Raw genomic sequence first — 13,292 nt, 5'->3', positions numbered from 1 at the left:
CGCCTCCATGTCTTCGGGGTCGATCAGTCGTCGGCCGGCTGCAATTCGGGGATGCCCTGGCACTGGCTGCCCCACTCGCAGAGCGAGGTGGGATGCGCTGAAAACTGCCGAGGGTGATGACCAGGTTCGATGTCGTTGAGGCCGTGGGTGTATGAGAACACGTGTCCCTCGGGTCCTTCGAACCTCAGGAAGATCTGTCCCGATGCGGGCTCGCGTCCGGGGCCATGCAGAACCCTGATCTGACGTTCCTGCACGAAATAGTGGCTCTGCATGACCGCATCGAGACTCTCGACGCCGTAGCTGACGTAGAGAATCCCGGCGCGGTCGGACGGGTAGAGCGCAACGCGGTGGTGCTTTCGGTCGATCCCGAGATATGTAACGTCGCCGGCCCAGTCGTTGATCCGGGCGCCGAGGATCGAGGTCCAGAAATGCTGGTCGTCCTTCAACCGGGCGCTCCGCAGTCCGACGCCCTGCAATCCGGTGATGCCCGCGTCGCGGCTCGGAAAATAACGTCGGCCGCTTTGTGCGGGCCGCAACACCAGGTCGATCTCGTTGCCGCTGGCGTCTTGCGCGATGACCGCCTCGCGCACAAAGCGCTGCCTGGATTCGTCCCGGTTGCTCCGGCGCACGATGAAACCATCCGTCTGCAGCGCCTGTTCGATGCGCTCGAGGGCGGCTTCGTCGGATACCTCGATCCCGATCGACGACGCCGTCGGCTCCGGTACCAGCGACAGCGTGTGATAACGATCGTCCGACCGGAACAGCAGGGCTTGCTTGTCCGGCACCGGTTGCAGGCCGAGAATGTCGGTTGCGAAAGTCGCCGCCGAAAGCGGCTCACGGACTGCGAGCCTGACGTAGCAGAGCGCGATCAGCGGGCCCTGTGGCGCTCTCTCGGTCGAATTCCGGCCCGTCATGTCCGCTTTCTCGATGGCTTGGGGAGCGAGTCCTCGATGTGCTGCCGCACGATCTTGCGCCAGACCGCGAGCAGGCGCGAGAAGCGCTCCGGATCGTTCTCAATGAGCATTCTGACCGAAAAGCCGCGCACCACGCTCAGCGTGAGCGCCAGCACATCCCTGGCGAGCTGTTCCGGGATTCCCGACGATATCAGCGTGTCGAGCCAGGTCGCCTCGATCGAGAAACGGGTCTGCCGGGCGAATTGCTGGGTCTCGCGTTTGAGACGCCGGGTGCTTTCGTCGCTCATGCCGATGGCAAGCTCGATAAAGAAGTAGTCGCCGAAGAAGAAGTCCTGCGCATCCTTGATGATGCTGTCGATCGGGTCGCCGCCGTCATGCCGCGCCGATTGCGCACGGCGTGTACTCTGGGTGAATGTGACCTCGTTGACGTAGGTCAGCACGGCCACCACAAGCTCGTGCTTGCTCGGGAAATGATGCATCAGCGCGCCGCGGGAAACCCCGGCAAGGTCGGCGACCTCCACGGTTCGCAAGCCGCCGAGGCCGTTGTGGCGGATCAACTTGACCGCTGCGTCCATGAGCTGCTTACGCGTGGTCTCGCTGCGCTCCGCCTGGGTTCGCCGCGACGCGTATTTCGGCTCGGCTGTGCTGTCGCGGCGCGATCTCAGCTTCTGCCGGGGAGCGGGCGTTCGCGACGAGCCGGCGGCGCGGCGGGAACTGGGTTTGGGGTCTTCAGAATTCGACATAGACGCTGTCTTCTATCACCTTGACCGGAAAGGTCTTCAACGGAACCGTGCACGGCATGCCGGTCGGCGCGCCGCTGGTGACGTCGAATGTACCAAAATGCCAGGGGCATTCGACAATGTTTCCGGTCAGGATGCCTTCCTCGGACAAAGAAGCTTCGCCGTGGGTGCACAGGTCCGCCGTGGCGTAGATCGTCCCGCCCACGTTGTAGACGGCAAGATTGGTGCCGTCCGGCATCGCCGCGGGACGGATTTCACCTTCGGGAAAGTCCCCGACGGTGCCGACGAAAATGCCGTTGATCGTGGTCGTCATAGCATGGTGCTTCCGCCGTTGACGCTGATGACCTGTCCGGTGACGAACGAGGCCTCTTTCGACGCGAGATAGCAAACCATCGACGCCACCTCGTCCATCTCGGCCGCGCGTCCCATCGGGACGACGTCGACGAAGCGTTGCAACGCCTTCGGCGCCTTGAGGGTGGCCTGCCGCACCTGCGGGGTGTCGACGATACAGGGGGCGACGACATTCACGGTGATGCCGTCCCTGGCAAACTCGCGTGCCAACCCGGTGGCCATCGCATGCACGCCGCCCTTCGCTGCGTTATAGGCCGCGTGATCCCAGAGCCCGTTGCGGACCGAGTCGGCCCCGATGTTGACGATGCGGCCATAGCCCCGGGCCTTCATGATCGGGACAGCGTGCCAGGTGCACCACAGCGCGGTCCAGAGATTGCGGTCGATGGTCGTCCGCAGCGTGTCGGGCGTGTGGTCCAGGAACGGCTTGATGATCCCACCGCCGGCATTGTTGACGAGGACGTCGAGCGCCCCGAAGCTGTCCACCGCCGACTTGATCACGGTGCCGGCGACGTCTTCGCGGGACAGGTCGCCGGCTTTGACGACCGGTCGCCCGGCGCCGCTCGCGGCGATGTCGTCGGCAACGCCGCCAAGCCGCCCCTCGTCGATATCCGAAAGCACGAGCCGAGCTCCGGCATCGGCGAAATGGCGGGCGATGACCGCGCCGATGCCGCTGGCGGCGCCGGTCACCACAACGGATTGTCCCTCGAAACGGCGAGCCATGTCGTCCTCTCCCTCAAAGAACGATGCTGATACGACCGCTCGGGCGCAGTCCATCACCGGCGAGGAGACAGCGCTTCTCCCGGATGCGGAGGCTCTCGCCATCGAGCGCAAGGCGATACTTAGTGGTTCCGAAGTAGAGATCAGTGACGCCGTCCTTGGTCCGAAGGGTCTGGAAGACGCAACTGACGTCGATCTCGTCCTCGCGTTTGGCCTGGATCCTGACGTTGCCAACGATCCGGCTTGTCTTCGAATGCGGAAACTCGGCGTGCGCCGTACGTTTCATCAGCCGCTTGACCCGCTCGCCGAGCCGGATGCGATCGTCGGCGATGTAGAACAGGTTGCTGTCGGACGACGCGTCGGCCGGCAGGTCGGTGCAGGGCACCTCATACTTGGCGTCGTCCGTGAACAGCGTGAGCCATTCCGGCAGCCGCCATTGATCGAGCAACTCGGCCTCGTTGAACAGGAAATCTTCCACGTCGGTTCGGCTAGGGGCTTGCATGTTGTCCTCCTTAGGCCGCGACGCCTTTGATGCCGGACGCCGGGGCAGGGAACATTTGCTTGTTCCACTGCGTCCAGAATGCCCGCATCTGCAACTCGTCGTCGTGACGCGCCTTGTCCATGCCCATGCCCTTGGAGATGTCATTCCAGAGCGCTTCCTTGGAGTTCTCGAAGCCGCGCTGGCAATGCTCCAGGGCCTCGGCGTCGTCAGGTGTCGCGAAGCCACCCGGGCCGAGAAACTCGAGGAAATTGTTCAGGCGATACTTCCGCGCCCACGTCGATTCGTCATTCGGTGCCAACGCCCAGGCGTTGATGACCATGTAGTCGGGAGCCATCGGGAAATAGGTGCGCACGGTCAGCGCCATGATGTCGTTGACGACGAGGTTCGGGAAGATGAACAGGTTGCGGTTCTTCCGTGCGATCCGGTCGGCGCGGTCCTTGCCATGACGCTGGACGAGGTTGTCGTAGAGCCGGGTTATCTCCGACTTGCCGGTTTCTCCCCATCCCGGGATCCATTGCGCGACCGGACGTCCCCACGGTGCGCCATATTCGAGGACCGCGTGGCCGTTGCCGAGATCGTAGCCGTAACCGCCGCCGCCCATGCCGGACGCTAGATTGTCGGTCGAACTCATCAGGATGTCGAAATACGTCGCGTGGGTGGTTGCCGCGTGATAGCCGTCGATGCTGTTCTCGGTGAGCAGCTTCCAGTTTGCCCGGATCGAATATTCCTGGCTGCCGGCGACGATCGACATTCCGGCGTCGGTCTGGTCGCAGATCACATCGAGGAATTCCTTCGCCCCGGCGAGATAGTCGACGAGCGGAATGACGTTGGGGTCGAAGGAAATGAAGTTGAAGTCGCGATAGGTATCGAAGCGCGGCACCGGCTGCATGTTCGAGGTGTCGCGGCCCTTGAAGCCCTCCGGGTAGGAGGTCTCGCCGGGCTGGCTACGGAGCTTGCCGTCCGCGCCGAATACCCAGCCGTGATAAAAGCACTGGAAAGATTTGGCGTTGCCCTTGCGCTCGCGGCACACCTGGGCGCCGCGATGGGGGCAGGTGTTGAGCAGGGCGCGCAGGTGTCCCTTGCTGTCTCGGGTGAACAAAATGCCGCGGCCGGCAACCTTGCGGGTAATGAAGTCGCCTGGCTTCGGCAGTTCGGACGAATGTCCGAGATACAGCCAGGAGCGGTCGAAGATTTTCTCTTTCTCGGCCTTGAATATCTCAGGGTCGACAAAGTTGCGGCGCGCAACCTTGAAAATGCGTTGGCCCGGATCGACGAGCAGTGCGGGTTGGTGATCTGCGTTCATTGCGGTTTCCTGTTCCCTAGGCGGCGAGTAAGCGTCTCAATTCGAATGCGGGATTCTCAAGATCGCTTTTTCGAACACGCTTGCGTGCGGCAACGAGACGGCGCAGCACCGCCATGTCCCGGGCGGAATTGACGGTGATGCCGCCGACGACTTCGCCGTCACGGACGCTGGTGACGATAAAGCGCCCGGTGGCGGTGTCCCCCCTGATGATCTCGTCTCCACCGGCTGGATTGCCGACGATCTGGATGTTGGCGTCGTACTGGTCGGACCAGAACCACGGCGGCGCGTCATAGGCCGTCTGCATTCCTGCCATGGATCTTGCGGTGGCGATCGCCTGGTTCTGCGCGTTGGCCCAGTTCTCGATGCGCATCCAGCGGTCGTGGCCCGGGCTCCACTGCTCGGCGACGTCGCCTGCGGCAAAGATACCTTCGATGGCGGTTGCACCAGTCGATGTCACGCGGATGCCGCGTGGCGAATCAAGGCCCAATTGGTGCGCAAGCTCGGTGACCGGCTCGACCCCGGCGCCAACCAGGGCGAGGTCGGCCGGGATCAGGCGCCCGTCGTCCAGTTCGAGTCCGCTGGATGTCGCTCGCTTTGCAACAGCGCCGCAGACAATCCTCGCCCCCCTCGACGAATGGAGGGAATGAACATAATCGGCGAGCGATCCGGAGCCGATCTGCGGCAGCAGGCTGTCCGCCTTCTCGATGATGGTGACCTGACATCCGCGGCCAATCGCGGCGGACGCGACCTCGAGGCCCACGACTCCGCCGCCAACGAGGGCGATCCTTCGTCCGGGCTGCAACTCGAGGCGGAGCGCGAGCGCATCCGCCATGCCGCGCAGGTAGCGAACGGGGAGCGGAGCATTGTCGAGCTCGGCCAAGCGCCGCACGCGTGTCCCGGTTGCGAGCAGCAGTCGGTCGAATGAAAGTTCACGCCCGTTCGCAAGGGCGACAACGCGTCGCTGCGCATCGGCTGCCACCACAGGGGACGAGGTGAGCAACGCAACATCGATGTCGTTCCAGCCCTGAGCCTGCCGTATGAGCGTCGGATTGGGATCCTTGTCGATCAGAATGGCCTTCGAGAGCTGCGGCCGCTCGTAAGGGAGGTGCGCTTCCTCGCCCACCAGGCTGATCGGGCCGTGGTGGCCAGCTGCGCGCAATGCCTCGGCGGCCCGGGCGCCGGCCTGTCCGGCTCCAACGATCACGATGCGCGCTTGCTGCAGGTTCAACGTCGTTCGCTCCCTTGGCACGCGGCATTTCCGCTCGCCGCTACCGTGACGCTCCAAGGCGTCTTGACAGCGAAGATAAAAACAATCATTCCTGTTTGTAAAGTGAATTCTGTGACGCGCGAACGCGCACGAACCACGACAAGAAGCTCGCAACAGAGCGACAGGGAGAGCGTGTTGGGCACGGTGATCGACGTTCACACACATGTTGTGCCTGCGCGGCTGCCCGCGGACCCGAGGCGGGACGCGCGCTGGCCGAGCGTCGAGCATTCGACGGGCGATCAGGCGGCGGTGATGATCGCCGGCAAGCCGTTTCGAAAGATCGATACGAGATCCTGGGACGTCGAGCGTCGGCTTGCCGACATGCGTGAGGACGGCACCGATATGCAGGTGCTCTCGCCGATGCCGGAGCTGCTGTCGCATTGGCTGCCGCCCGATGACGCCGAGCATCTCGCTGACGTCATGAACGACCAGATCGCAGCCATGGTCGCGCAAGCGCCGCACCATTTCGCCGGTATCGGGATGGTATGCATGCAGGACGTGCCGCGTGCCTTGCGGCAGCTCGAGAAGATCAAGGCGCTCGGTTTCGCCGGAATCGAGATCGGGTCACACATCAATGGCGTGGCCCTCGGCAGCGAGATCCTGTTTCCGGTCTACGAGGCCGCGCAGTCGCTTGATCTCGGCATCTTCGTGCATCCGCTGCATCCCGCCGGGCTGGAGCGGGTGGGCGCCAGCCCGGAATTCGCCGCCACGGCTGTGTTTCCGCTCGAGACGGCGCTCGCCTCGGTGTCGCTGCTGGCGGCCGGCGTCCCCGAGCGATTTCCGCGGCTGCGAATCCTGCTGAGCCATGGCGGCGGGGCGCTGCCCTGGATCCTGCCGCGGATGGATTTCGGCTGGGGGCTCGGCGCGAAAGGCAAGATGACGCAGGCGCCATCGAAGCTCGCCCGGAAGTTCTGGTACGACAGCATTCTGTACGATCCGGTTTCACTCTCGTTCCTCGGTCACGCGGTGGGCGAGAGCCGCATCGTCGTCGGCTCCGACTATCCCTACGCAATACGGCAGAAGCAGCCGGGTGCGTTCGCCAAGCGCGCGCTGAGCAGTGAGGCGGTGCTCGCCGAGAATTGCTTTGGTTTCCTCGGGCGGCGCTACGAGGTTGCGCCGCTTGATGGCGCGGCAGTGCAAGCGAAGGGCAAGCCGACGGGGCTGTCCCATGGCTGACTGCCGTTCACTGCCTCAGATGTGTCTGCTCGGCCCAATCCCGCCGAGGACACCGGGCCGCAGCGATGCGCAGGTGCCATCGGACGCGGCGCGGGGCATTTGCAAATACGGCCGAATACCCTTCGTCTATTTCTACCAGGATGGCGCGACAGCTGATCCCGCATTCGGTCTGCTCGACATCGAAATCGCGGTGCAACGCCGCGGTCCGGGGGGCTTTGTGTGCGAGATCTATGCAATTGGAGACGGCTTTCAGAGCGGACATGGCGCCAGTGCGCCCGAGCCGCTGGTGTTCGAATTGCGTGGGCGAGGGCGCACGATCGCGAAAGCCGAATGGCGGTATCCGACCATTCTCAGCGGTCATATGGACGCATTGACGTATTCGACACCGCTGGCGCTCTCGGACGATGTGTTCGCGCTGCTCGATAGCATTTTGGTGCCGCAGGCTCGCGCCAGCGTGACGGTTTGCCTGGAGTGAGCGCAATGGCAGACAAGGCGATCGTGATCGGGGAGCGCCGCGTCGCGCGCCAGCAACTGCTCGACCAGGGCAGTCGTGCCGCCACTGCACTTGAGGCAATCGGCGTCCGCGAAGGCGATGCAATCGCGCTGCTGATCCGCAACGACCCCTGCTATTTCGAAGTCCTGCACGCGGCGGCGCTGCTGGGGGCCTATGTTGTTCCGTTGAACTGGCACAGCAAGGCCGACGAGATCGCCTACATTCTCGCCGATTGCACGCCCCGCGCCTTGATCGGACACCGCGACCTGGTTGCCGCGGTTCAACTGGTCATTCCGGCCGAACTGCCGACTTTTGTCGTGGACGATGTGGTCGCGACCGCCTCGTCGTCACCATCGCCGTCCCACGCGCAGGATTGGCCGCTATTTCGCGACAGCGCCGCGCGATGGGAGCAGCCTGCGCGCGCGCCGCGGGGCACGATGATCTACACGTCGGGCACAACAGGGCATCCGAAGGGCGTTCGGCGCGCGCCGATGACGCCGGAGCAGATCAAGAAGAACGCGACGCTGCTTCGCGAGATCTACGGCATCGAGGCCGGCATGCGCGCTTTCGTTTGCGGCCCGCTCTATCACGCATCGCCCGGTGCTTTCGCGCGGCAAGCCTTCCAGCACGCCGATCTCACGGTGCTGCAGCAGGGCTTCGATCCGGAGGATCTGCTCCGGGTTATTGCCGAGCATCGGATCACGCATCTGACGATGGTGCCGACCATGTTCGTGCGCCTGCTGCGGCTCGCTGACGCCGTTCGCAGCAGGTACGACCTGTCGTCGATCCGCTGGGTGACGCACACCGGCGCGGCTTGTCCGCCGGACGTGAAGCGCGGGATGATCGAATGGTGGGGGCCGGTGATTCACGAGACCTATGGAGCGACGGAGACCGGCGCCGCGGTCGGCTGCAACACTGAAGAATGGCTCGCGCATCCCGGCACGGTTGGCCGGCCGATGACCGGTACTGAGCTCAGGATCTACGACGAAGCCGGCCGCGAGGTGGCTCCAGGGGGCGTCGGCGAGATCTATCTGCGCACGGAGGCCTATTCGGATTTCACCTATCACGGCCGTCCGGAGCAACGTTCGGAGGTCGATCGTGCCGGGCTCGTGACCTGCGGAGACGTCGGCTATCTCGACGCCGACGGCTTCCTCTACATCTGCGATCGCAAGCGCGACATGGTCATCTCGGGCGGGGTCAACATCTACCCGGCCGAAATCGAGAACGTTCTGGTCAATTGTCCCGGCGTACGAGATTGCGCCGTGTTCGGCGTGCCTGACGCTGAGTTCGGCGAATGCCTGATTGCGGCGATCGAGGCCGAGCCGGACGCCGAGCCCGCTCCGGCCGAGGTCGTGGCGTTCCTCGAACGGCGTCTCGCGCGCTTCAAGGTGCCCAGGCGCTTCCTCTTCGAAACCCTGCCGCGGGAGGCGAGCGGCAAGATCTTCAAGCGGAAGCTACGCGACCGCTACCTTCAATCCGGCGTCCCGCCGATCTGAACAGCCATTACCATCAACAGGAGATCAAGCGTGGATCTGAGTGACAAGTTCATCGACGTGGCGGGGACCCGCACGCGTTATCATGATGTCGGGCAGGGAGAGCCGACGATCCTGGTCCACGGTGGCGGACCGGGCGCATCGGGCCTGAGCAACTATCGCAAGAATGTCGAGGCGCTTGCGGCCGGGCGCCGTGTCATCGTCGTCGACCTGCCCGGCTTTGGCGAGACCGAAGGCAAGCTGAAGGACGGACCGATCTTCGAGGCAATGGGCGAGTTCGTCCGCGCCTTCATGGACGCGATCGGCGTTCAGACAGCAAGTTTTGTCGGCAATTCCCTGGGTGGCGCGACCTCGCTGATGGTCGCGCTACGCGCTCCGGAGCGCGTCAACCGCCTGGTGCTGATGGGGACGGGCGGCAGCCAGGCGATCTTCACGCCGATGCCGACGGAAGGCCTGCGCCGCATGGCGATGTTCCAAGCGGGTGACGGTCCTTCGATGCAGAAGCTGAAGGGCGTCATCGAACTCCTGGTGTTCGATTCGAAATCGATCACCGATGCGTTGCTCGAGGAGCGGTTGAAGGCCGCGACCCGCAAGGATGTCATCGACATCTTCAAGCGTCCGCCACTCGATATCTGGCGCGAGAATCTCGCTGCACTGAAGCATCGGACGCTGATCGTGTGGGGGCGCGACGATCGCGTCGTACCGCTCGACTCCGCCTTCATCTTGCTGAAGACGATGCCGAACGCCCAGCTTCACGTCTATCCCAAATGCGGTCATTGGGCGCAGTGGGAGAAGGCCGATGAGTTCAACGCGCTGGTCGCCGACTTCCTGGATCGGCCATGAACGCGGTCATTGACAGGCTTGCAACGCGCTTGCAGCAGGCGGAATCTGCCCGGCAGCCGATCGATGCGATCGCTGGCGAGATCGGCGAGGGCAACATCGAGATCGCTTACGCGGTCCAATCCGAGGTGACGCGGCGCGGCGTCGCAGGCGGGAGACGATTGGTGGGCCGAAAGATCGGCCTCACGTCGAAGGCCGTGCAGCAGCAGCTTGGCGTCGATCAGCCCGACTATGGCGCCCTGTTCGCGGACATGGAGGTTTCGACGGGAGAGGCGATCGCGACTGCGCGGCTGATCCAGCCCCGCGTCGAAGCCGAGATTGCGCTCGTTCTGGAGCGCGATCTTGCCGGTGAAGACGTCACGCTCGGTGAACTGATGCGATCCACGGCTTACGCCGTGGCCGCGCTTGAAGTGGTCGATAGCCGGATTCGGGATTGGAAGATCAGCATTCTCGACACCGTCGCCGACAACGGCTCGAGTGCGCGGTATGTGCTCGGCGCATCGCCCCGGCGGTTGACCGACGTCGATCTCGAAGCGTGCGGCATGACGATGACCCGCAACGGGGCGATCGTGTCCGTCGGCTGCGGCTCGGCTTGTCTCGGTCACCCCCTGCGTGCCGCGCTCTGGCTGGCGCGGGCCATGGCGCGCGCCGGCCAGCCGCTGCGAAGCGGGGACGTCGTGCTGACGGGAGCGCTTGGCCCGGTGTCGCCGGTCTCGGCCGGCGAAGTCTACGAGGCGAGGATCTCCGGCCTTGGCCCGGTCAGCGTGACGTTCACGTAGCGCGAACCCGCGCAACAGACCATTGGAGCCGATTCAAGAGCTTCAAGATCAGCAACGATCGAAAGGGGAGGAATGAACATGGGACTGATTTCGCGAAGATCGGCGGTCGCGGGCCTCGGAGCGAGCGCGCTCGCGCTCGCAGGCACCTCGCGGTCGCGCGCGGCCGGAAACTATGGACCCGGCGTCACCGATGCGGAGATCAAGCTCGGGACCACCGCCCCCTACAGCGGGCCCGCATCCGGCTATGGGGTCTACGGACAGGCGCAAACCGCCTATTTCCAGATGATCAACGACAATGGCGGCATCAACGGCCGGAAGGTCAACCTGATCTCGCTCGACAACGCGTTCTCGCCGCCGAAGGCGGTCGAGCAAACCCGCAAGCTGGTCGAGTCGGAAGAGGTATTCGCGATCGCGGGATTTCTCGGCACCGCGACCAACGCCGCAGTGCAGAAGTATCTCAATGCGAAGAAGGTGCCCAACCTGTTCCTGACGTCAGGCGCCGAGCGCTTCAACGATCCGAAGGAATTTCCCTGGATCGTGCCGTTCTACCCGATCTACGTCGCGCAGGGAGCGGCCCTGGGCGCATTCATCCTGAACCAGAAGCCGGATGCCAAGATTGCGGTTCAGTATGTGAACGACGATCTCGGCAAGGATTTCCTTCGCGGCCTCAAGAAAGGGCTCGGCGGCAACGCTGCTGCCATCGTCAAGGAGATCAGTCACGAAATCACCGAACCGTCGATCGACAACCAGGTCGCCGATTGCAAGGGGGCGGGCGCCGATGTCTTTGTGCAGCTGACCTATTCCAAGTTCGCCGCCCAGGGGATCCGCAAGGTGGCCGCGCTCGGCTGGAAACCTCTGCATATCGTCAACTCGAATTGCAGCTCGGTTGGAGGAACCTTGGCGCCGGCCGGTCTGGACAATGCCAAGGGACTGATTTCGGCCTGGTGGGAAGTCATCGCGACCGATCCGCACCAGCGCGACAAGCCTCGGGTCAGGGCCTATGTCGAGTTCATGAAGAAGTACATGCCGTCCGTCGGCATCGACGACAACACCGCAACGCCCGGCTACAACAACGCCTACATGATCGAGCAGGTCTTGAGGCGATGTGGCAACGAACTCACGCGCGAAAATCTGCTGAAGCATGCAACGTCTCTGAAGGACGAGCAGCCGCCACTATTTTTGGATGGCATCAAGGTCAGCAACTCTCCAACCGACTATCGCGCCGTCCACAACCTTCAAATCACCCGCTTTGACGGTGCCAACTGGACGCCGGTCGGAAGCATGGTTGATCTCGACGGCATTGCGTCGTGAACTCGACCTTCGGGTGTTGGGCTGATACGCAAGCCGGCCCAACGCCAGTATCCGAGGGCGATTTGCTCGCTGCGCCGCATGCCCACGTCCACGGCGATGCCGCCTCGCACGTCATTCCGCAGAGCGTGCCAGGCGGCGCGATGCCGTATGGAAGCCGGCTGGTCTAATCGGCAGATAGAGGCTCACCGGTCAGGGACCAGCTTGCTCCGTCAAACGTCGCGATCCGCAAGGTCCTGAAGGGCGTGTAGTCCCCGACCTGCGTGCCGATCGAGATGCCCGGGAGCATCATCGGCAGTCGTTCGCCATTCAGTGAGGTCGCCTGCTTGATCAGGTTCTCGCGGCTCAGGTCGTCGCCGCATTTGCGCAACGCCAGCTCCACGGCGTGGACGTTCATATAGGCGACCAGCACCGAATAGTCGTCCGGATTGGCCGACGGGGCATACTTCGTCAGGAAGGCCTTGTAGGCCTTGACTTCGGCGTCATCGGCCCAGGCCGGATCGCCGGGCTGCTTGAGGAACTGGGTGGTCACCAGCCCCTTCGACGCCTCGAGGCCGGCCGGCTTCAGAATGGTATCGACCGACGCCGTCGAGCCCCCGATCACGTGCAGGGGTTTCCAGCCGAGTTCATAGACCTTGCGGATCGATTGCGCGGCAGCCTTCGACGACGACTGCTCGATCAGGGTGTCGACGCCGGCGGCCTTCAGTTGGACGATCTGCGAGTCGATGGTCGGGTCGGCAAGTTCGTAGGAGGCCTGGGCGACGATCAACTCGGCCTTCGGACCGAGACCGGCGCGAAGGCCCTTGAGGTAATCCTTGCCGTAGTCGTCGTTCTGGTACAGCACGCCGATCCTGGCGTCCGGCTTTGCGCGCAGGATGTACTTGGCGACGACGCGGCCTTCGGTCTCGAAGTCCGGATAGAGCGGGATCGTCCACGGGAAGGTCTTGGGATCGTTGAAGCGGCGTCCGCCCGCGGTGATGAAGAGTTGCGGCACCTGCTTGGCGTTGAGATACTTCTGAATAGCGACGTTGGGCGCGGTCCCGATCGTTCCGACCTCGGCCAGCACGCCGATGTCTTCGATCAGCTTGCGTGACTGCTCAACCGCCTTCGGCGCGCTGTAGGCATTGTCGAGCTGGGTGAAGTTGATCTTGCGGCCGTTGATGCCGCCTTTCGCGTTGAGCATCTCGAAATAGCCGACCACCGCGCGGCCGGCGCCGGCGCCGAAGGCAGAGGCCGGCCCGCTCAGCGGCGTCGACTGGCCGAGCTTGATCTCGGTATCGCTGGCGCCGGGACCATAGGCTTTTTGCGCATAAACCGGCGTCGCCAGCAGGGCTGACAGCGCGATGGCCGCCAGCGCCCGGTCGATGATGTGGTTCAAGGTCGTTTCTCCCTGTAGTTCGTTTCTTGTT

General features: G+C 63.8%; 14 protein-coding genes. 6 read left to right on the top strand and 8 right to left on the bottom strand.

Translation table 11 applies throughout. The annotated features are described in order from the left end of the window. Nucleotides 1-23 precede the first annotated feature (23 nt). From BRSPCE3_RS01420 to BRSPCE3_RS01390, 7 genes are all read right to left on the bottom strand, one after another. Complete coding sequence (locus BRSPCE3_RS01420) at nt 24-914, bottom strand: oxidoreductase (protein WP_244063722.1); 891 nt, start codon at nt 912-914, stop codon at nt 24-26. Then, the gene (locus BRSPCE3_RS01415; protein ID WP_283843067.1) at nt 911-1,489 is read right to left on the bottom strand and encodes a TetR/AcrR family transcriptional regulator; all 579 of its coding nucleotides are present in this window, start codon (nt 1,487-1,489) and stop codon (nt 911-913) included. Before BRSPCE3_RS01415 ends, BRSPCE3_RS01420 begins: the two co-directional genes overlap by 4 nt. A 154-nt stretch (nt 1,490-1,643) precedes the next feature. Continuing rightward, nucleotides 1,644-1,967, bottom strand: a complete 324-nt coding sequence (locus BRSPCE3_RS01410; protein WP_244063717.1) for a non-heme iron oxygenase ferredoxin subunit — start codon at nt 1,965-1,967, stop codon at nt 1,644-1,646. Further along, the gene (locus BRSPCE3_RS01405) at nt 1,964-2,692 is read right to left on the bottom strand and encodes an SDR family NAD(P)-dependent oxidoreductase (RefSeq protein ID WP_244063715.1); all 729 of its coding nucleotides are present in this window, start codon (nt 2,690-2,692) and stop codon (nt 1,964-1,966) included. The genes BRSPCE3_RS01410 and BRSPCE3_RS01405 overlap by 4 nt, the downstream gene beginning before the upstream one ends. Before the next feature lie 46 nt (nt 2,693-2,738). Then, complete coding sequence (locus BRSPCE3_RS01400; RefSeq protein ID WP_244063713.1) at nt 2,739-3,224, bottom strand: aromatic-ring-hydroxylating dioxygenase subunit beta; 486 nt, start codon at nt 3,222-3,224, stop codon at nt 2,739-2,741. Between the two features lie 10 nt (nt 3,225-3,234). Then, nucleotides 3,235-4,527 (bottom strand): aromatic ring-hydroxylating dioxygenase subunit alpha, encoded by a 1,293-nt coding sequence (locus tag BRSPCE3_RS01395; RefSeq protein ID WP_244063712.1) that lies wholly within the window; start codon nt 4,525-4,527, stop codon nt 3,235-3,237. 16 nt (nt 4,528-4,543) lie between these two features. After that, nucleotides 4,544-5,755, bottom strand: coding sequence for an NAD(P)/FAD-dependent oxidoreductase (locus tag BRSPCE3_RS01390; protein WP_244063710.1), 1,212 nt, complete (start codon nt 5,753-5,755; stop codon nt 4,544-4,546). Here BRSPCE3_RS01390 and BRSPCE3_RS01385 point away from each other — a divergent pair. The 6 genes from BRSPCE3_RS01385 to BRSPCE3_RS01360 all read left to right on the top strand — a co-directional run bounded on the left by BRSPCE3_RS01385 (nt 5,741) and on the right by BRSPCE3_RS01360 (nt 11,886). Further along, nucleotides 5,741-6,970, top strand: a complete 1,230-nt coding sequence (locus tag BRSPCE3_RS01385; protein ID WP_244063708.1) for an amidohydrolase family protein — start codon at nt 5,741-5,743, stop codon at nt 6,968-6,970. The two genes, BRSPCE3_RS01390 and BRSPCE3_RS01385, sit on opposite strands and share 15 nt — an antisense overlap. Further along, on the top strand, nt 6,963-7,445 hold the full coding sequence (locus BRSPCE3_RS01380) for a hypothetical protein (protein WP_244063707.1): 483 nt from the start codon (nt 6,963-6,965) through the stop codon (nt 7,443-7,445). The genes BRSPCE3_RS01385 and BRSPCE3_RS01380 overlap by 8 nt, the downstream gene beginning before the upstream one ends. A gap of 5 nt (nt 7,446-7,450) precedes the next feature. After that, nucleotides 7,451-8,959, top strand: a complete 1,509-nt coding sequence (locus BRSPCE3_RS01375) for an AMP-binding protein (protein ID WP_244063705.1) — start codon at nt 7,451-7,453, stop codon at nt 8,957-8,959. 30 nt (nt 8,960-8,989) lie between these two features. Beyond that, nucleotides 8,990-9,799, top strand: a complete 810-nt coding sequence (locus BRSPCE3_RS01370; protein WP_244063704.1) for an alpha/beta fold hydrolase — start codon at nt 8,990-8,992, stop codon at nt 9,797-9,799. A gap of 29 nt (nt 9,800-9,828) precedes the next feature. After that, nucleotides 9,829-10,575: a 2-keto-4-pentenoate hydratase gene (locus BRSPCE3_RS01365; RefSeq protein ID WP_283843066.1), complete on the top strand. Its 747-nt coding sequence runs from the start codon at nt 9,829-9,831 to the stop codon at nt 10,573-10,575. Between the two features lie 78 nt (nt 10,576-10,653). Further along, entirely contained in the window at nt 10,654-11,886 is a 1,233-nt protein-coding gene (locus BRSPCE3_RS01360) for an ABC transporter substrate-binding protein (RefSeq protein WP_244063702.1), read from the top strand. A 163-nt stretch (nt 11,887-12,049) separates the two neighbouring features. Here the strand turns inward: BRSPCE3_RS01360 and BRSPCE3_RS01355 are convergent, their stop codons facing one another. Continuing rightward, complete coding sequence (locus BRSPCE3_RS01355; RefSeq protein WP_309296293.1) at nt 12,050-13,252, bottom strand: ABC transporter substrate-binding protein; 1,203 nt, start codon at nt 13,250-13,252, stop codon at nt 12,050-12,052. Nucleotides 13,253-13,292: the final 40 nt, after the last annotated feature.

This window comes from Bradyrhizobium sp. Ce-3 (genome assembly GCF_022835695.1).
Taxonomy (GTDB): Bacteria; Pseudomonadota; Alphaproteobacteria; order Rhizobiales; family Xanthobacteraceae; genus Bradyrhizobium.
Note: the sequence above shows the minus strand (reverse complement) of the source record. Positions and strands in the feature narration are given on the sequence as shown.